The sequence below is a fragment of the Micromonospora sp. DT63 genome (assembly GCF_049841615.1).
Lineage (GTDB): Bacteria > Actinomycetota > Actinomycetes > Mycobacteriales > Micromonosporaceae > Micromonospora.
The window spans coordinates 88,841-106,877 of record NZ_JBNCKQ010000010.1; the positions used below are offsets into that span (position 1 = coordinate 88,841).

Here is an 18,037-nt window from a genome sequence, read left to right on the forward strand (position 1 = left end):
TACCCCGATCGGTCAGAGCGGTAGGAGGTCCTTGACGTTGCCCTGCAACAGGGGCGCGGTGCCGCTGTTGGACTGCGTGCCGACCAGGTGCACCGGCGCGGTGCCGGCGCAGGTGACGGCGAGGTTGGAGAGCGTGCACCCGGACAGCAGCCATCGGGTGCCGAGCAGGTTCGTGGCGCGGATGTCGCTGTACCAGAGGGTGTTGCCGGTGAAGGTCGGCGGCAGGACACCGTCGACGACCACACCGGTGCCCGGGTCGCGGACTGTCGCGCCGATCGGAAACGACAGGGCGGTGCTCCAGCGCACGGGGACGCCGCCGTTGCAGTGGTTGAAGGTGTTGCCGGTCAGGCTGCCGTGCCCCCAGTTGTCACCGGCGAGCGCACCGTACGGGCTGGTCTGGGCGAACGAGTAGTAGGCGCCGTAGCAGCCGACGGTGATGTTGCCGTTGATCGTCCAGTTCCCCGACGAGTTCCAGATGGCGAGTCGGCACGAGGTGAAGCTGTTCGCGGTCAACTGCGAGTACTCACTGCGGTCGGCCAGCGAGACGCCGAAGTAGCAGCGGTGAAAGGCGTTGCCGCTGACCTTGAGCCGGTAGCCGAAGTAGTCGTCGGCGGTCGAGCCGGTGATCGCCAGGCCGGCGCCGCGCCAGTTCGTGAAGTCGCAGTCCAGGATGCGTACGCCGGTGCTGCGGCTGATCCGGACGGCGACGTGCGCGAACTGTGGCGCGGTGCCGACCGGGCTGGCCTGGCGGCCGAGGAAGTGGACGCCGCTGATGGTGACACCGCTGCGGCCCATGATGGACAGTGCGCCGCTCTGGTCGTTGGCAACGGTCACCGTCGCGCCGTTGCCGACGATGAGACAGCGGTCGGGCAGGGCGACCGGCGCGGTGAGGGTGTACGTGGCGCCGGGTGCGAGCTGCACCTGAGGCGTACGGGCGAGGACGGCGTTCCAGTCGTCGGAGACGCCGAGCACCGGGAGGGACGTCGAGGCGATCGCGGCATCGGCGCGGCCGGGCGGAACGACTGCGGCGAGGGCACCGGCGGCGCCCGCCAGTGCGACCGCGCGGCGGGGGAGTCGTGTGGTCATGGGTGGTCCTTCGGACAGCGGGGGGATTGTCCTACGTCTGATGTCGGACGAACTTACGAGGGATATCGACGCCCGTCAAGGGAGGGGTTCCCGGCTCTCGGCCGCCGTTACCGGCGGCGCTCCGGCCGCCGGTCTCGCGGGGCCGTGCAAGTTGGTGCAACTTTTGACTGGGGTTCGAGCGTGGCACGCGGACCTGCCAGCACGCTGTGGCTTCCTGGATGTTGGTGCCAACGGAGGCCGTGAGCGCGTGTGAGCGCTCGGGACCGACCTTGACGCCGCCGATGCCAGATCCTAGTGTCTGCAACATCGTGAGTGATTCTGGCGCTTGGACGTCATGACAGATCATGCGCGCTCGTGTTGCCGGCATCGTCGGAAGAGGCGGACATGAAACGAGACCTGGACGGCGGTCCGCCGGAGTCCGGGATGCCCGGCGAGCTGATCATCTCGGTGGCGCTCAATCCGGCCCTGGACGTCACCTACACCGTGCCCGACCTGGTGCCGGACACCTCCCACCGGGTGACGGACGTGGTCTCCCGCGCCGGCGGCAAGGGCCTGAACGTCGCCCGGGTGCTGCGGCAGTTGGGCGCCGAGACGATGGTCCTCGGCCTGGCCGGCGGCGCCGCCGGCGAGCAGATCGAGGCCGAGTTGGCGACCGCCGGCGTACCGGCTCAGTTCACCCGCCTCGACGCGGAGACCCGCCGCACGGTCACCGTCCTCGGGCGGGATACGGCGACAGTCCTCAACGAACCAGGTCCGTACGTCACCGCCGCCCAGTGGGTGGCGTTCCGGGACGTGTTCGCCCAGCGGGTCCGGGCGGCCCGGGTGGTGGTGCTGTCCGGCAGCCGGCCACCCGGCGTCCCCGAGACCGCGTACCGCGATCTCGTCACCATCGCGCGGGCCGGCGGTGCCGAGACCATCGTGGACACCGAGGGTGCCGCGCTCCGCCACGCGCTCACCGCCACCCCGACGCTGGTGAAACCCAACGCCCACGAGGCTGCGGATCTGCTCGGCCGCCCGGTGCGCACCCGCGACGACGCCGTCGAGGTGGCGCACCGGCTCGTCCGGCTCGGCGCCGACGCCGGCGTCGTGTCCCGTGGCGCGGACGGGTTCGTGGCGGTCAACGGCGGGACCGCCTACGACGCCCGCGCGCCCGAACGGGTGGCCGGCAACCCGACCGGCGCCGGCGACGCCCTCGCGGCAGTGCTCGCGCACGGGCTCCTCACCCGCGCGCCCTGGCGGGACGTCCTCGCCCGAGGCGCGGCCGTCTCGGCGGCCGCCGTCGCCTGCCCGTGGGCAGGCGAGTACGACGACGCCGTGGCTTCCCGGCTGCTGCCCGGAACCACTGTCGACGAACTGCACGAGCACCACACCGACAGAGAGCAGGAACCGTGTCGCACGTCGCCTCCGAGATAACCTCCCAGCCCGAGACGTGGCGTCGCGCCGTGGATCTGGTCGCCCGACCGGCCGTGGCGCGGGCCCTGCCCCAACCGGGCGAACGGGTCGCCGTCGTGGGCTGCGGCACGTCGTACTTCATGGCGCAGAGTTTCGCGGCGCTGCGGGAGTCGGCCGGCCAGGGTGAGACCGACGCCTTCGCCGCGTCGGAGTTCCCCACCGGGCGACGGTACGACCGCGTGGTTGCCATCACCCGTTCCGGCACCACCACCGAGGTGATCCGGCTCCTTGAGCAGGTGCCGCCCGGCAGCCGCTCGACAGTGCTCACCACCGACGCCGACCGGCCGGTGACCCGGCTCGTGAGCGACTGCGTCGTCCTCGACTTCGCCGACGAGCAGTCGGTGGTGCAGACCCGCTTCGCCACTACCGCGCTCGCCCTCTGGCGTGCCGGTCTCGGCGAGGACCTCACCCAGGCCATCGACCAGGCGCGCACCCAGCTGGCCACACCACTCGACCCGGCAGTGGTCGGTAGGGACCAGTTCACCTTCCTCGGCACCGGCTGGACGGTGGGCGTGGCGCACGAGGCGGCCCTCAAGCTGCGGGAAGCGGCACAGATGTGGGCCGAGTCGTACCCGGCGATGGAGTTCCGGCACGGTCCGATCAGCGTGGTGGACCACCGGTCGGTGGTCTGGATCTTCGGGCCGGTGGTGCCGGGCCTCCTCGACGACCTGGCCGCCACCGGGGCGATCGTGGTGCACGAGGACATCGACGCCATGGCACACCTCACGACCGCGCAGCGCGTCGCCGTCGAACTCGCCGTGCGTCGCGGCCTGCATCCGGACCAGCCCCGGCTGCTCACCCGGTCCGTCGTCCTGACCGCGCCGGTCGCCTGAGGACCCGAGATGACCCTCGTTCCCACCGCCGACCTGGTAGCGGCGGCCCGGGCCGCCGGTACCGGCGTGCTCGCGTTCAACGTGATCACGATCGAGTACGCCCAGGCGATCGCCGCCGCGGCGGAGCGTGCCGGTCGTCCCGCGATCCTGCAGATCAGTCAGAACGCCGCGCGCTACCACTCCGGCGTGTCCGCCATCGCGGCGGCGACGGCCGAGGTCGCCTGGCGCTCCAGCGCCACCCTGTCGCTGCACCTGGACCACGTCGAGGACACCACCCTGCTGGAGCAGGCGGCCGACGCCGGATTCAGCTCCGTGATGGTCGACGCGTCCACGCTGCCGTACGCCGCGAACGTGGCCGCCACCCGCAAGGCGACCGAGTGGGCGCACGACCACCGGCTGTGGGTGGAGGCGGAACTCGGCTACGTCGGCGGTAAACCGGACGCCCCGGCGAGCGCCCACACCGCCGGGGTCCGCACCGACCCGGCCGAGGCCGCCCGCTACGTCGCCGAGACCGGCGTCGACGCCCTCGCGGTCGCGGTGGGCAGCTCCCACGCGATGGCCGACCGGACCGCCTCGCTGGATCTCGACCTGGTGGCCGCGATCCGCGACGCCGTACCGGTGCCCCTGGTCCTGCACGGCTCCTCCGGGGTGCCGCTGGAGCAGATCCGCGCCGCGGTCACCCGTGGCATGGTGAAGATCAACGTCGGTACGGCCCTCAACGTGGCGTTCACCGACGCGGTCCGCGCCGCCGTGCCGCACTCCCGCGACCCGCGCCGATACCTCGCGGCCGGCCGGGACGCGGTGACCGACAACGTCGAGCGGCTGCTCACGCTCCTTCCCAGGGCCCGCTTCTAGGCGGGGAAGGCGGGTGCCGGCTCGGACAGGTTGAGCCGCAGGGCGGCCGCGACGGCGCCGAGGGCACCGCCCTCGTCGCCGAACTGGGCCGGCACGACGTCCGGGTGGCGGGTGTGTCGGGGCATCGCCAGTTCGGCGATCGCCGCGCGGACCGGCCCGAGCACCACCTCGCCGGCGTGGGCCAGGGTGCCGCCGATGGCCACCGTGCCCGGATCCACCTGCACCACCATGCCCGCCAGCACGCGACCGAGCAGCGTCGCGGCGTGCCGCACCACGTCCTCGACTGTCGGCTCGCCGGCGCGGGCCCGCGCCACCAGGTCGGCCGGGTCGCTGACGGTCACGCCCCGGGCGGCGCAGCGCTCGATGAGCGCCGACGGACGGATCAGCAGTTCCAGGCATCCGCGGCCACCGCAGGGACACGGGTCCCCGTCGGGATCCACGCTGACGTGGCCGATCTCGCCGGCCGCGCCGTTCGCCCCGCGGGCGAGCCGGCCATCGACGATGAGGCCGCCACCGACGCCGTCACTCCACCGGACGTAGATGGCGTCCCGCACGTCGCGGGCCGCTCCCCAGGTGCCCTCGGCGAGCGCGGCCAGCCGCGAGTTGTTGTCGGTGACGACGGCGACGCCGTACCGGTCCTGGATCCGCGTGCGGACCTGCTTGGCGGCCGCCGACGGGCTGGCGCCGCCCGCCGGACGAGCCGGGCCGGCCACCAGGCCGGGCAGGCCGAGGCCGATCGCCTCCAGCGCCCGCAGGTCGATGTCGTGCTCCTGCACGAGGTCGTCGATCAGCTTGATCGCGGCGTTGGCCCGCCGGGCCGGCCCCGCCGCCAGCGCGACGGGGCGGCTGCCCCGGGCCAGGATGTCGTGCCCCAGTGTGGCGACGATGACGGTGATCGTCGCCCGGCCGAGGTCGATGCCGACGATGCGGCCGGCGGACGGGTTGAGGCTGACTGTCGTGGACGGCCGTCCCCGGCCCCGGTGGCCGGACAGCGCGGGTTCCCGCTCGACGACCACACCGCGGGCGATGAGGTCGGCGATGATGTCGAAGAGGGTGGTGCGCGACAGCCCGGTCAGCCGGATGAGGTCGGCCCGACTGAGCGGGCCGGCGCTGCGGAGCTGGGCCAGCAGGGCCTCCGTGTGCGCCAGCCGCACGCGCTGCATGGCATCCGGGCGTTCGATCACGGCACCATCATGACCGACGCCTGCCTCCGGGTGTCGTCGCGGCAACGTACGGCGCGGTGGCCGGCGCCGCCACGTGGTGAGGTGGCGGCGCCGGCCGGCGGTCAGCTGGCGCGGACGGTGACGCTCAGGGCCGCCTGGACCGGGGCCAGCCCGGCCGACCGCACGGACAACGTCCCGGTGTACGTCCCCGCCGCGCCGAACGTGCGCCGGGACACCACGGTGAACGCGCTGTTGATCTGCATCGCCGGGATGCTCGGCTCGCGCGTCGCGGTGGGCGTCAACGCCTCCACCCGGCCGTCGCTCCAGGTGATCGTGGCGGCCAGGTCGGTGCTGCGGAGCCCGGGGGCGGTGATCGTCCAGGTGGCGCCGGCCGGTGCGCCGACGACGACGGCGGTGGGCCGGCCGATCGCGTGGTGGCGCCACGGCACGTCGGCGGTGGGGAAGAAGTTGACGCCCTCGACGGTCAACCGTCCCCCGGCCACGGACAGGCGGGTGGTGAAGTCGGCGTAGTCGCGCTGCGCCTGCGGCGTCCACCCCACCTCGGCGGTGGCGATGAGGCGCGGGAAGCTGTAGTACTGCGCCTGGCCGACGCGGCGGATGAACTCGCCCCACAGGGCCGATTCGACCCCGAGCACGCTGGTCTCGGCGATGTTCGGGATGAAGGTGCCCGGGTCCCAGTTGTAGTGGCGGTCCAGCCCGCACGGTCCACCGCACGCCCAGGTGCCGCCGAGCGGCTGGCGGGAATCCTGCTTCTGCGGCACGTACGTGTGGGCGGCGGGGGAGAGGACGACCCGGGCGCCGCGGCCGTTCACCGCGTTGGCCACCGCCGTGCGGTCGCCGTTCCAGTACTGCACCACCGCGTTGCCCTGCGGCAGCGCCGTGCCGGCGTACTCGTTCCAGCCGACCACGGTCTTGCCGAGCGACGCGACAGTCGCGGTGAAGGCGTCGACCATCGTGGTGTAGTTCGCGTGGCTGGTCACGTGCGCCTCGTCGCCGCCGATGTGCAGGTAGGGCCCCGGCGTCATGGCGGCGATCTGGGTCAGGACCTGCGTGGCGAACTCGTACGTCGTCGCGCTGGCGGAGTCGAGCGTCGAGTAGCCGACGTTGCCGGTGCCGTTGGCCGGCGCGGTCTGCTGGCCGGACGCCGGCTTGGGCTGGGCGCCGGCGGTGTTCAGCTGGGGGATGGCGTGCAGCGCCGCGTTGGTGTGCCCCGGCATGTCGATCTCCGGGATGACCGTCATGCCGTTCAGTCCGGCGTAGCGCACGATCTCGGCGTAGTCGGCCCGGGTGTAGAAGCCGGTGACACCCAGCTCGGTGCCCATCAGTTGACCGCTGTCGTTGTAGGTCATGGCGGTGCGTCCGCTGACCGAGGTGAGCCGGCCGTAGTCGATGCCCGCCGGGTTGCTCGCCGGGTTGTCGATGGCGATCCGCCAGCCCTGGTCGTCGGTCAGGTGCAGGTGCAGACGATTGATCTTGTATTGCGCGGCGCTGTCGATGTACGCCTTGATCTCGTTCATCGGGTAGAAGCTGCGGGCGACGTCGAGCATCATCGCGCGGTGGGCGAAGCGCGGGTAGTCGGTGATGGTCACCGCCGGCACCGTCCACGCGGTGCTCACGACGGTGTCGGACTCCACCCACTGGGGCAGGAGTTGCCGCAGCGTCTGCACCCCGTTGAGCGCGCCGTTCGCCGTGTCGGCGCTGATCCGGACCGCGCCGCTGGTGACGACCAACCGGTACCCCTCGGCGGCGTGGCCGGCCGGACCCTTGCCGGCCCCCACCTCCACGACGATGGGCGCGGGCGCGGTGCTCTGGGTGACCACCGGCAGGGCGTACCCGGTGGCGGGGCGGAGCAGCCCGGCGAGGTAGGTGGCGGGTGCTGTCGCCGGCGATCCGACCGCGACGATCGGTGTGCTCGGGTTCAGGGTGTACGGCGTGCCGCCGTTCTCCGCGAGCGACACCGGCTTGGGCAGCAGGCCCAGCGAGGGTGCCGGTGCCGGCTCGGTGCCGTCCCAGATCTCGAACTCGGAGATCGAGTAGCCGTAACCGGCCCATCGCTGGTGGCCCTGCATCCGTACGTAGGACACCGGCTGGGACGAGTTGACCGCGACGACGTCGGTGCGGGGGCAGGTGTCGCGCTGGAGGCGGGTCACTGTGGTCCACGCGACGCCGTCGGTCGACGTCTGCAGGGAGAAGTCGCGGGCGCACGCGTTGGGCCAGGTCAGCGTCACGTGGTCGACCCGGGCGGCGCTGGCCAGCCGTACCTGGACCCAGCTGTCGTCCTGGTACTTCGACGACCACCTGGTGCCGCGGTCGCCGTCGTTGACGTGTGCGGCGACGAAGTCGGCGCGGTCGAGTTCGACGCTCGACGCGGTGGCGGTGCCGGTGCGGGCCAGGTTCACCGGCGCGGCCACGGCCGGCGTGCCGGCCGGAAGCGGCGCGAGCAGCGACGCGGTGACCAGCACGGCGAGCTTCGCCGCGCTCAGGCGGCGTCGGGATCCAGGGATGTGGCGGGAGCGCGGAATCGACATGGGACTCCTTCGTCCGTCGCCCGGCTCGCCGGGAGACTGGTGGCTCGGGTAGCCGCAGTCTGGTCAAGCCGTTCAATTTAGTCAATGGGCCGGACAATAAACGGGTATGCCGGCCGGGCGTTGTCACGTGGCGCGGCCAGCCCTAGGCTGCGGGCCAGAGATCTGACATCTTATGAACCACCGCACCGCTCCCAGCTCGGGCTTTTTAGTCCGAAGGGTTGACATGATTCGCCGCGTCCCCAAAGATTCGCTTATCTTCAGCGCCGCCAACCGGAAAGGGGCCCCATGTCCGAGCTGGGCTACGGAGCACCACCGTGGCGATAGACGTTCAACCCTCGCCACCCCGAGGGCCGGAGACCACCGCTGCGGCGTCGCCGCCGCGCCGCGCCGTACCGCTGCTGGTGTGGAACGTGATCGCCGTCGTACTGGGCATCGGCATCTGGACCGTGCTGGCACAGATCGGGGTCTCGGGCCTCCCGGGACCGCAGGAGGTCGCCGTCCGCGCCGGTGAGCTGGCCATGGACGGCACCCTCCTCGACGACAGCCTCGCCAGCCTGCGTCGGGTGCTCATCGGTTTCGCGCTCGGCAGCGCCCTCGCGATCCCGGTCGGCTTCCTCATGGGCTGGTACGGGACGGCACGCGGGCTGATCGAGCCCTACGTGCAGTTCTTCCGCACGATCCCGCCCCTGGCCGTCATCCCGCTGGCCATCCTGCTCATGGGCATCGGGGAGACCCCGAAGATCTTCGTCATCTTCCTCGCCGCGTTCCTGTCCTGCGTCGTGTCGACGTTCCAGGGCGTGGTGAACGTCGACAAAACCATGATCAACGCTGCCCGGGTGCTCGGCGCCAACGACGCGGTGGTGTTCCGCCGGGTGGTGGTCCCCGCGTCCACCCCGTTCATCCTGGTCGGCATGCGCGTCGGCCTCGGCGCGGCCTGGGCGACACTCGTCGCCGCCGAGTTGATCGCCGCGCAGGAGGGCCTCGGCTACCGGATGCAGCAGGCGCAGATCTACTACGACCTGCCGAGCATCTTCGTCGGCCTGATCACCATCGGTGTGCTCGGCCTGGTCATGGATCGGCTCCTGCTCGCCGCCGAGAAGCGCCTCACCGGATGGCAGGAACGCCGATGACCGAGAAGATCTCCTTCCGCTCCACCAGCCGCACGTTCGAGGTGGGCGGCAAGCCGTTCCACGCGTTGCGCGACGTCGACCTGGACATCGCCGACCGGGAGTTCGTCACAGTGGTCGGGCCGTCCGGCTGCGGCAAGTCGACGCTGATGAACATCGCCGCCGGCCTCGTCGAACCCACCGGCGGCGAGGTGCTCGTCGACGCACGACAGGTGCGGGGGCCCGGCCCGGAACGCGGCGTCATCTTCCAGCAGTACGCGCTGTTCCCCTGGCTCACCGTGCGCGAGAACGTCGAGTTCGGTCTCCGGATCGCCAAGGTGGGGCGGGCCGAACGGCGCCGACGGGCGCAGCACTTCATCGACCTCGTGGGCCTGACCGACTTCGCCGACGCGCTGCCCCGCATGCTGTCCGGTGGGATGCGGCAGCGGTGCGCCATCGCCCGCGCGTACGCCGTCGACCCGGGCGTCCTGCTCATGGACGAGCCCTTCGGCGCCCTCGACGCCCTCACCCGGGTGCAGATGCAGGATCAGCTGCTGGCCACCTGGGGCTCCGAGCGACGGACCGTCCTGTTCATCACCCACGACGTCGACGAGGCCGTCTACCTCGCCAACCGGGTCGTCGTCATGGCGGCCCGGCCGGGCCGGGTGCACGAGGTCATCGACGTCGACCTGCCCTACCCGCGGACCGAAGCGGTCCGCCTCTCCCCGGAATTCTCCCGGATCCGCAATCGGGTCTGGCGCGCTGTCTACCACCAGACCCCTCAGGAAGGTGCATCCCGATGAGCACTCTCTCCCGTCGCGCCCTGCTCGCCGGCATCGCCGGCCTCGGCGCCACCGCGGCCCTCGCCGCCTGCGGCGACGACGACAAGTCCGGTTCGGGCGGCTCGGCCACCGAACCGGTGAGGCTGGGCTACATCGCCGACTTCACCGGCGCGAGCCTGATGGCGATCGCCGAGGACAAGAAGCTCTGGGCGCAGCACGGCCTGAAGCCGGACCTCAAGGTCTTCACCAACGGGCCGCTCCAGGTGCAGGCCCTCGGAGCGGGCGACCTCGACTTCGGCTACCTGGGTCCGGGCGCGCTGTGGCTGCCGGCGTCCGGCAAGGCCCGGGTCATCGCCATCAACTCGCTCGGCTTCGCCGACCGGGTCATCGCCCAGCCGGGCATCACCTCCATGGCCGCGCTCAAGGGCAAGAAGGTGGGCGTACCCGAGGGCACCTCCGGCGACATGATGGTGCGGCTGGCCCTGCGACGCGCCGGACTCTCCATCGACGACGTCAGGAAGGTCACGATGGATCCCAGCACCGTCGTCACCGCGTTCGGGTCCGGCCAGATCGACGCCGCCGGCATCTGGTACCCGCTCATCGGCACGATCAAGAAGCGGGTCCCGAACCTCGCCGAGCTGGCCAAGAACGACGACTTCTACCCGGACATCAGCTTCCCGTCCGCCTATGTCGGGCGCAACGACGTGGTGACCGGCAAGCCGGAGCTGGTCAGGAAGGTGCTCGCGGTGCTGCGCGCCGCCAACGACGAGCGGGCGGCCAACGTGGACCGCGCCGTCGAGGTCACCGCGAAGTTCCTCAAGTCGGCGCCGGTCGAGCAACTCCGCGCCGAGGCCAGCAACGCAAGGTTCCTGCCGTCGGCCGAACTCGCCGCCAAGTCCACCGACGGTACCGTCGCGGGCTGGCTCACCGGCCTCAACGGCCTGTTCAAGGACCTCGGCAAGCTGCCGGACGTCGTGGACCCGGGCACCTACTACGACGCCGCCGCGTACGCGTCCTGAGTCCGGTGAGAAGGGATCAACCCGTGCGGCCCAACATCGTCTTCATCATGGCCGACGACCACGCCGCGCACGCGGTGGGCGCCTACGGAAGCAAGATTAACGAGACGCCGCACATCGACCGCATCGCGACCGGTGGCGCCCTGCTGGAAAACTGCTTCTGCACCAACTCCCTGTGCGCGCCCAGCCGGGCCACCATCCTCACCGGCACCTACAACCACGTCAACGGTGTGCAGACGTTGTCGACCGAGTTCGACAACCGCCAGCTCGTCTTCCCGGAGCTGCTGCGCGGCGCCGGCTACCAGACCGCGCTGGTCGGCAAGTGGCACCTCGGGCACGGCCCGGAGCACGACCCCCGGGGTTTCGACTACTGGGAGGTCGTGCCCGGTCAGGGCCACTACCGCGACCCCGTGTTCATCGGCATGGACGGCACCGAGCAGGTCCGCCCCGGCTACTGCACGAACATCATCACCGACCTGGCCGTCGACTGGCTCGACAGGCGCGACCCGCAGCGGCCCTTCTGCCTGCTGGTGCACCACAAGGCGCCGCACCGCAACTGGGAGCCCGACGACAAACACCGCGACATGTACGTCGACGACGTGGCCGTACCGGGCTCGTTCGACGACGACCACTCCGGGCACGCCGCTGCCGCCCGGGCCGCCCGGATGCGGGTGGACCGGGACCTGACCGCCAACGACATCAAGGAGATGCTGCCGCCGCACCTCGACCCGGACGAGGCGGCGCTCTGGACCTACCAGCGGTACATCAAGGACTACCTGCGCTGCGTCGCCAGCGTCGACGACAACGTGGGCCGCCTGCTCGACTACCTCGACGAGCACGGGCTGACCGACGACACGATCGTCGTCTACACGTCCGACCAGGGCTTCTTCCTCGGCGACCACGGCTGGTACGACAAGCGGTTCATGTACGAGGAATCGCTGCGCATGCCGTTCCTCATCCGCTACCCAGCGGAGATCCCGGCCGGCTCCACCACCGGCGCGCTCGCCATGAACGTCGACTTCGCCCAGACGTTCCTCGACTACGCCGGCGTCCCGGCCGACAGCCGCATGCAGGGGCGCTCACTGCGCCCGCTGCTGCGCGGCGAGGACGTGGACGACTGGCGGCAGTCGGTGTACTACCGCTACTGGGAGCACGACGACGACGAGCACCACGTGTGGGCGCACTACGGCGTCCGCACCCACGACCACAAGCTCGTCTACTACTACGCCGACGGGCTGGGTCTGCCCGGCACCTCCGACACGGCGCAGGAGCCGGAGTGGGAGATGTTCGACCTGCGGGCCGATCCGTGGGAGATGCGCAGCGTCTACGACGACCCGGCGTACGCGCCGATCCGGGCGGCCCTCACCGCCGAGCTCGCCCGCGTCCAGCAGGAGTGTGGTGACACGCCCTGGCAGCCGCCGGCAGCGGTCACCGGGTGACTGACGAGTCGGCGGGACGAGCCGACCGCCGCTGGCCACGCCGGGTCTACGGGGTGGGCACCGAGCCGGACCCGAGGTTCACCCTCGCCAACGAGCGCACGTTCCTCGCGTGGCTGCGGACCGCGCTGGGTCTCATGGTGGCCGCCGCGGCGGTCAAGGCCTTCGGTACGGACGGCTCGCAGTGGGCGGCGGTCGTGCTCGCGGTGCTCGCCGTCGGGGTGGCCGCCGAGGCGTTCCCCCGCTGGAGCCGCAACGAACGGGCGTTGCGGCTCCAGATGCCGCTGCCGTCCACACCTGTCGTGGCCGTGTCGGCGGTGGGGGTGGTCGCGGCCGGCGTGACGATCGCCGTCGTGGTGCTGCTCTGATGTCGTGGTGCTGAGGTGACGGATCCACCACCGCGTCCCGCCGACCGGGGGGCGCAGGCCGAACGCACCCTGCTGGCGTGGCTACGCACGGCGCTGGCGACGGCCGCCGTGCTGGTGGCCGTCGGCCGGGAGCTGCTGCCGACTCGTCCGTTCGCCGCGGGGATCGTGCTGGCCTGCGCGCCGCTGGCCGTCGCGGTGGTCACGGTGGCCCGACGCCGGTACCGCACCGTGCGGCTGCCCACCGGGCTCGGGCGTCCCGACGGCGCGGCACCGTTGGCTGCTGCCGGAGCGTTGGTGGCGGTCGGCGGCATGGCGATCCTCGCCCACGTCCTCGCCCGCTGAGGGCGACAGGTGCTGCCGTCCCGGGGCGTCGACAGGGGGCGCCCCGGGACGGCGAATTCGGTCAGGCCGTCGATCCGTACAGGTTGATCTCGGCGGCCGAGGCGTACCCGGCCCCGTTCGCGGCGCGGGTGGTGCGCAGGCGCACGTACCGGGTCGTGGTGGGCGCGAAGACCGCTGTCTTCAGGGTGCTGCCGGCGCCGAAGGTGCCGGCGGTGACCTGCGTCCAGGTGGTGCCGTCGACGCTGGTCAGGATCTGGTAGTCGGCGATGGTGCCGTTGGTGCCTCCGTCCTGACGGGGCAGGTAGTCGAGTCTGTCGACGCGGAAACTGCCGCCGAGGTCGATGGTGAGCTGGTGCGGCATGGGTGCGACCCCGCCGACGTAGCGGGTGTGCCAGATGGTGGCCGGGTTGCCGTCGATGGCGTTGGCGGCGACGCCGTTCTCGCCGGCGGTCTCGACGCTGTCCGCCGTCGCGGTCCACCGGGTGCGGGGCAGCTGTGGGCTGTCCCCGCCACCGATCGGCTCGTCGGTCGGGTTGGCCTGGAAGATCGCGACCTCGAACGGCGCGAGCGTGATGCTCACCGGTGCGGCCGGACCCGACACGAAGCCGGCCCGCCGCCCGTCGCGCTCGGTGAACCGGTACCGCTGGTGGGTCCCACCGGGCAGCTCGAAGACCGTCTGCGGATTGACGGTGAAGCTCTGCGCGGACGCCGACGGGTTGCGCAGCATCAGCATGCCCTTCGACGCGCCGGCCGAGGAGTTCCAGGCGGCCGTGCCGTAGACGGCGCCCGCCGCCGGGTCACCGCCGACCCAGTGCACGTCGCTGAGCAGCCCCTGGTTGGCGCGGGCCCACTTCGCGTTGGCGGCCACGGTGTCCCAGAACCAGGCCGCGCCGGGCCGACTCGCGTCGACAAGCGTGTTGCGGACGTACAGCTCCTGAAGGCTCAGCCCGAGCGCGAAGTAGGCACGGATGTCCTGCGACACCTCGGCCTGGACACTGGGCTTGGTCAGGTCGTAGTCGGCGGTGAACTGCGGGGTGCGGTCGGAGAAGATGATCCCGTGGTTCATCAGGCTCGGGATCGGGAACAGCGGGTTCTGCGTGGCGTTGTTGCGGAACGTCTCCGAGTCGCGGTAGTTGACGTAGCGCTGCTGCGCGCTGCCCGCGCCGACCAGGCTGGCGTCGTGCCCGTCGCGCCAGATCGAGTCGGTGAACCACAACCAGTACGGTGAGCCCCAGGTGCCGACCGTGGCGTTGACGAACACGTCCTTCTGGTGCGCGCGCAGGTCGCCGGTCAGCCCGAGCAGGGCCTCGTAGTCGGCGATGTAGTTCGCGTTCGGGCCGGACTGGTAGAGCCCGCCGCCGATGCCGTCGAGCTTGAAGCCGCGTACCCCCTGGTTGTCCATCATGTCGAAGGCGACCGACCGGAACCGGTCGTGGTAGCGGGCGCCGCCGAGTTTGAACTGGCCGCCGCTGTGCGTCTCCAACCGCTGGTCGGCGGGTTTGCTCGCGTTGATGGCCTGGCGGGTGGCGGCGCTGGTGCCGTACCCGCCGAACGGTGACATCCACACCGACATCGAGGCCCCGTACTGCGCGGCGGCGGCCTTCTGTGGGGCGAAGCCGGTGGGGAACTGGGTCGGGTCGAACGACCAGACGTTCAGGTTCGTCTCGTCGACCTGGGGCGTACGCAGATAGTCCCAGCCGTCGTCGACCCAGAAGCTGTCGATGGTGGCCCCCCGGTTGCGCAACTGGGTGCCGAACAGGTTGATGGCCCGGGTCAGCTCGGCGCTGTTGATGACCTCGCCGGGTGGCTTGAGGTCCAGCCAGCTCTGGTAGTGCAGGAACGTCCGGCGGTCGTGGGCCCGTTCGCGTTGCAGGTAGTACTGGAACGAGCGGCGCAACTGCCCGGCGGGGGAGACGCCGGTGGAGGCGGTGTAGACCCACGAGGCGCCGGTGGTGAGGTCACCGGCGCGCGGCACCGCGATGTCGACGGCGGACCCGTTCACTGTCGCCTTCGCCATCGGGTTCTCGATGCCGACGAACACCGTCTCGCTGCCGGCCGCGCCGTGCACCACCGGGCTGCCGTCGTCGCTGCCGAGGACCCGCGCGTTGGTGAGGCCGAGTTCCACCAGGCGCAGGGAGGTCACGTCGAACGTGCCGGCCACCGAACGCACGGTGAAGCTGTGCTGTACGGAGTTGGCCCCGCCGCGCAGCCGCACCTGCCACTGCACGTCGAGTGTCCGGGTGCCGCCGCCGTACCGGAAGGTGGTGGTGACCGCCTTGCCGGCGAAGCGTTCCGCGAGCCGTGCCGACCCGGCGTTCGCCGCCAGGTCGCTGACCACCGGACCGGCCGAGACGCTCGTGTTCGCCGTCGTGATGGTGCTGCCGTCGGCCAGGGTGAGGGTGAAGAGCCCGCGCAGGCTCATCGGCACTGTCGCGTTCGCCGCCCGGTTGTCGAACCGGGTCAGCGACACAGTGCTGCCCTGCACGCTCCAGGTGGACGAGAGCGCCGCGTTGGCCAGGGTGAAGCTGCCGCCGGAGAGCGACGCCGTCGCCGCGCCCGGTTGAACGCCGGGAAAGACCAGGCCGGCGGCGTCGGTGTAGGTCGGGTCCGCCGGGACCGCCGCGCCGGCCGGGGCCGGATGGCCCCCGACCGTCGCGACGGCTCCGGCGATCAGACCCAGGACGATGGTGTGCACGACGAACCGCCGTGGCCGTGTTGTCGATGAGGATGGCAGGGGCATGGCGTGCTGCATCGTGCCTCCATCGGTGGTCAGACGGTGGGGGTGCTCCAGCGCTGGTTGGCGCCGTTGGTGCAGGGCCAGAGGATGAGGCGGGTGCCGTTGGCGGTCGCGCCGCCGTTGGCGTCGAGGCACTTGCCGCCGGTGCGGTAGCTGCCCGAGGTGGCGTCGTAGGTCCAGCGCTGGGTCGTGGCGCTGGTGCAGGCGTTGATCACGATCGTGGTGCCGTCGGCGACGCTTCCGTTCGCCGGTTCCAGGCACTTGCCGAGGGCGGTGAGGGTGCCGTCGTTGCGGTGGGTCCAGGTCTGGTTGGGTCCGCTGTTGCAGTCCCAGAGGTTCACCGCGGTGCCGTTCGTGGTGTTGCTGCCCGGGATGTCGATGCAGCGGCTGCTGGCGGCGCCGGTGATGATGCCCTTCTTCGGCCCATAGACCTCGAACTCCCAGAGGGAGTAGCCGAAGGTGGTGGCCCGTGCGGTGCCCTGCATGCGCACGTACCGGGCGGTGGTGTTGAGCGCGTGCTCGTCGAGGCCGCCGTCCCCGGCGGTGACGGTCACCGCGGTGGTCCAGGTGGTGCCGTCGGTCGACGTTTGAATCTGGTACGCCCTCGCGTAGGCGGCCTCCCAGCGCAGTGCGACGCGGGAGAGTTCCTGGCTGCTGCCGAGGTCGACCTGGATCCAGCTCGGGTCGGTGTAGGCCGACGACCAGCGGGTGCTGAGGTCACCGTCCACCGCCGCCGAGGCCGGGAAGCTGGGAGTCTCGGTCGACGACGCGGTCACCGGGCGGTTGAGCGACAGGCTGCCGGTCGTCGCCGCCGGGCCGCCGGGAGCCCGACCGATGCGGTCCATGATGACGCTGAAGGCGGTGTACGTGGCGGCCGGCTTCGGCGACCCCCAGGTCTGCTGGGCCACCACCCGCAGGATCGTCCGGATGCCCGCGGTGACCTGCTCCTCGGTCTCGGCGTTCGGGTTGTCGCACCAGACGTGCACGACAGTGCCGAGATTGCGCGAGGGGGTGTTGATGGTGTTGTTGCCCTGGAACAGATCCGGGTTCCAGGTCTCGTAGCCCCACGTCACGTTCGGCTTCCCGACGCCGAGGATGTAGTAGGTGGGGTTCCACGCCTGGTTGGAGATCGTGTGCCCGCGGTCCAGCAGGGCCTGCGGCGAGATGCCGTAGTTGTACCAGACCTCGACGTGGATGTTCGACGCCGGACGGATGGTGCCGTCGGTGCCGATTCCGTCGTTCCACATCCGGGTCGTCTTGCCACCGGCACGGACGATGTCGTTGGCCCAGTTGATGAAGCCGTAGTAGGCGTCCTTGGCGGTGGCGTTCGGCCCGTACGTCGCGCGGGCGTACGTCAACAGCTGCGGGTAGGCGGCGTAGTTGCCGATGTATTCGTCCGCGCCGATGTGCCAGTACCGGCCGGGGAACAGCGGCAGGAACTCGGTGATGAGGTCGCGGGCCAGGGTGTACGCGCCCGGCTTGGACAGGTCGAGGTAGTAGGGGTTGCGGTTGCCCGCCGTGTCGGCGAGTTGCAGGTCCGGGTGGTCTTCCAGGATGGCGTTCATGTGGCCCGGCATGTCGATCTCGGGCACGACCTCGATGTGGTACTGGGTGGCCAGGGCGATGAGGTCGCGGATCTGCTGCTTGGTGTAGTACTGCTCCGACATCGCCTCCGGGTGGGTGGTGCTCTCCAGCCGGAACCCCTGCGAGTCGGACAGGTGCAGGTGCAACCGGTTCATCTTCAGGTAGGCGAGCTCCTTGACGTGCCGGCGGAGCCAGTCGACGGTGAAGTACTTGCGGCCCACGTCGACCATCAGACCGCGTTCGGACTTGGTCGGGGAGTCGGTTGTCGTTCCCGCCGGGACCGTTGTCGACTGCTTGAGCAGTTGCAGCACCGTGCGGGTGCCGTAGAAGGCGCCCGCGTCGGTCGAGCCCTGGATGGCGATGCTCGACCCGACGGTCATGGTGTAGCCCTCGGCGGGCTGGCTGCCGCCCAGGGTCAGCCGGATGTCGCCGGTGGCGGCGGCTCCGGTGGCGACCGGCACGGTGCGTCCGGTCAGGTCCCGCAGGTCGGCGGCGAAGGTGGCCGCGTCGTCGTTGAGCTGGGCGGTGTAGGCGGGGTCCACCACGATCCGGGTCGCGGCGCCGAAGGTGTAGCTGCCGGTGCCCGCCGTCCACTGCTTCAGCGCCGGGATCACCTGTAGGTCACCCGGTACGGCCGAGGCCGGCGTCGCCGGCACGGTCAGCAGTGCGGTGGCGAGGACCCCCACTGCTCCGGTGACGCTGATACGTCGAAGACGCATGAACCGTTC

At 71.2% G+C, this 18,037-nt stretch carries 14 protein-coding genes; 9 read left to right on the forward strand and 5 right to left on the reverse strand.

Annotation, left to right across the window (positions count from 1 at the left end):
• Positions 1 to 12: 12 nt before the first annotated feature.
• Positions 13 to 1,086, reverse strand: a complete 1,074-nt coding sequence (locus ACLQ27_RS28655; RefSeq protein WP_425869618.1) for a right-handed parallel beta-helix repeat-containing protein — start codon at positions 1,084 to 1,086, stop codon at positions 13 to 15.
• A gap of 384 nt (positions 1,087 to 1,470) precedes the next feature.
• On the opposite strand from ACLQ27_RS28655, the gene ACLQ27_RS28660 reads away from it, so the two are divergent.
• From ACLQ27_RS28660 to ACLQ27_RS28670, 3 genes are read left to right on the forward strand one after another with little or no spacing between them, the layout of a single operon-like run.
• A complete protein-coding gene (locus ACLQ27_RS28660; RefSeq protein WP_425869620.1) occupies positions 1,471 to 2,499 on the forward strand; it encodes a 1-phosphofructokinase family hexose kinase in 1,029 nt (342 codons plus the stop codon).
• Entirely contained in the window at positions 2,475 to 3,371 is an 897-nt protein-coding gene (locus ACLQ27_RS28665; protein WP_357574559.1) for an SIS domain-containing protein, read from the forward strand. The genes ACLQ27_RS28660 and ACLQ27_RS28665 overlap by 25 nt, the downstream gene beginning before the upstream one ends.
• Before the next feature lie 9 nt (positions 3,372 to 3,380).
• On the forward strand, positions 3,381 to 4,226 hold the full coding sequence (locus ACLQ27_RS28670) for a class II fructose-bisphosphate aldolase (RefSeq protein ID WP_357574558.1): 846 nt from the start codon (positions 3,381 to 3,383) through the stop codon (positions 4,224 to 4,226).
• Here the strand turns inward: ACLQ27_RS28670 and ACLQ27_RS28675 are convergent.
• Together ACLQ27_RS28675 and ACLQ27_RS28680 are read right to left on the reverse strand one after the other, a co-directional pair.
• Positions 4,223 to 5,410, reverse strand: coding sequence for an ROK family protein (locus tag ACLQ27_RS28675; protein WP_425869623.1), 1,188 nt, complete (start codon positions 5,408 to 5,410; stop codon positions 4,223 to 4,225). The two genes, ACLQ27_RS28670 and ACLQ27_RS28675, sit on opposite strands and share 4 nt — an antisense overlap.
• A gap of 101 nt (positions 5,411 to 5,511) precedes the next feature.
• Positions 5,512 to 7,938, reverse strand: coding sequence for a family 20 glycosylhydrolase (locus ACLQ27_RS28680; protein ID WP_425869625.1), 2,427 nt, complete (start codon positions 7,936 to 7,938; stop codon positions 5,512 to 5,514).
• A 314-nt stretch (positions 7,939 to 8,252) separates the two neighbouring features.
• Here ACLQ27_RS28680 and ACLQ27_RS28685 point away from each other — a divergent pair, with 314 nt between their 5' ends.
• From ACLQ27_RS28685 to ACLQ27_RS28710, 6 genes are read left to right on the forward strand one after another with little or no spacing between them, the layout of a single operon-like run.
• The gene (locus ACLQ27_RS28685; protein ID WP_425869627.1) at positions 8,253 to 9,068 is read left to right on the forward strand and encodes an ABC transporter permease; all 816 of its coding nucleotides are present in this window, start codon (positions 8,253 to 8,255) and stop codon (positions 9,066 to 9,068) included.
• Positions 9,065 to 9,847, forward strand: a complete 783-nt coding sequence (locus ACLQ27_RS28690) for an ABC transporter ATP-binding protein (protein WP_357495546.1) — start codon at positions 9,065 to 9,067, stop codon at positions 9,845 to 9,847. The genes ACLQ27_RS28685 and ACLQ27_RS28690 overlap by 4 nt, the downstream gene beginning before the upstream one ends.
• Complete coding sequence (locus ACLQ27_RS28695) at positions 9,844 to 10,845, forward strand: aliphatic sulfonate ABC transporter substrate-binding protein (RefSeq protein ID WP_425869629.1); 1,002 nt, start codon at positions 9,844 to 9,846, stop codon at positions 10,843 to 10,845. The genes ACLQ27_RS28690 and ACLQ27_RS28695 overlap by 4 nt, the downstream gene beginning before the upstream one ends.
• Before the next feature lie 23 nt (positions 10,846 to 10,868).
• Complete coding sequence (locus tag ACLQ27_RS28700; RefSeq protein WP_425869631.1) at positions 10,869 to 12,281, forward strand: sulfatase family protein; 1,413 nt, start codon at positions 10,869 to 10,871, stop codon at positions 12,279 to 12,281.
• Entirely contained in the window at positions 12,278 to 12,646 is a 369-nt protein-coding gene (locus ACLQ27_RS28705; RefSeq protein ID WP_357574553.1) for a YidH family protein, read from the forward strand. The genes ACLQ27_RS28700 and ACLQ27_RS28705 overlap by 4 nt, the downstream gene beginning before the upstream one ends.
• 15 nt (positions 12,647 to 12,661) lie before the next feature.
• Positions 12,662 to 12,988 (forward strand): DUF202 domain-containing protein, encoded by a 327-nt coding sequence (locus ACLQ27_RS28710; RefSeq protein ID WP_425869633.1) that lies wholly within the window; start codon positions 12,662 to 12,664, stop codon positions 12,986 to 12,988.
• Positions 12,989 to 13,049: 61 nt separating this feature from the next.
• Here the strand turns inward: ACLQ27_RS28710 and ACLQ27_RS28715 are convergent, their stop codons facing one another.
• Both ACLQ27_RS28715 and ACLQ27_RS28720 read right to left on the reverse strand, forming a co-directional pair.
• A complete protein-coding gene (locus tag ACLQ27_RS28715) occupies positions 13,050 to 15,683 on the reverse strand; it encodes a discoidin domain-containing protein (protein WP_425869634.1) in 2,634 nt (877 codons plus the stop codon).
• Between the two features lie 74 nt (positions 15,684 to 15,757).
• Positions 15,758 to 18,028: a family 20 glycosylhydrolase gene (locus tag ACLQ27_RS28720; RefSeq protein ID WP_425869636.1), complete on the reverse strand. Its 2,271-nt coding sequence runs from the start codon at positions 18,026 to 18,028 to the stop codon at positions 15,758 to 15,760.
• Positions 18,029 to 18,037 lie beyond the last annotated feature (9 nt).

What these genes read in the sequence shown, in the direction of transcription:
- ACLQ27_RS28680 (WP_425869625.1), bottom strand. Translation starts at nt 7,938, where the DNA reads ATGTCGATTCCGCGCTCCCGCCACATCCCTGGATCCCGACGCCGCCTG.
- ACLQ27_RS28690 (WP_357495546.1), top strand. Translation starts at nt 9,065, where the DNA reads ATGACCGAGAAGATCTCCTTCCGCTCCACCAGCCGCACGTTCGAGGTG.
- ACLQ27_RS28695 (WP_425869629.1), top strand. Translation starts at nt 9,844, where the DNA reads ATGAGCACTCTCTCCCGTCGCGCCCTGCTCGCCGGCATCGCCGGCCTC.
- ACLQ27_RS28660 (WP_425869620.1), top strand. Translation starts at nt 1,471, where the DNA reads ATGAAACGAGACCTGGACGGCGGTCCGCCGGAGTCCGGGATGCCCGGC.
- ACLQ27_RS28720 (WP_425869636.1), bottom strand. Translation starts at nt 18,028, where the DNA reads ATGCGTCTTCGACGTATCAGCGTCACCGGAGCAGTGGGGGTCCTCGCC.
- ACLQ27_RS28655 (WP_425869618.1), bottom strand. Translation starts at nt 1,086, where the DNA reads ATGACCACACGACTCCCCCGCCGCGCGGTCGCACTGGCGGGCGCCGCC.
- ACLQ27_RS28670 (WP_357574558.1), top strand. Translation starts at nt 3,381, where the DNA reads ATGACCCTCGTTCCCACCGCCGACCTGGTAGCGGCGGCCCGGGCCGCC.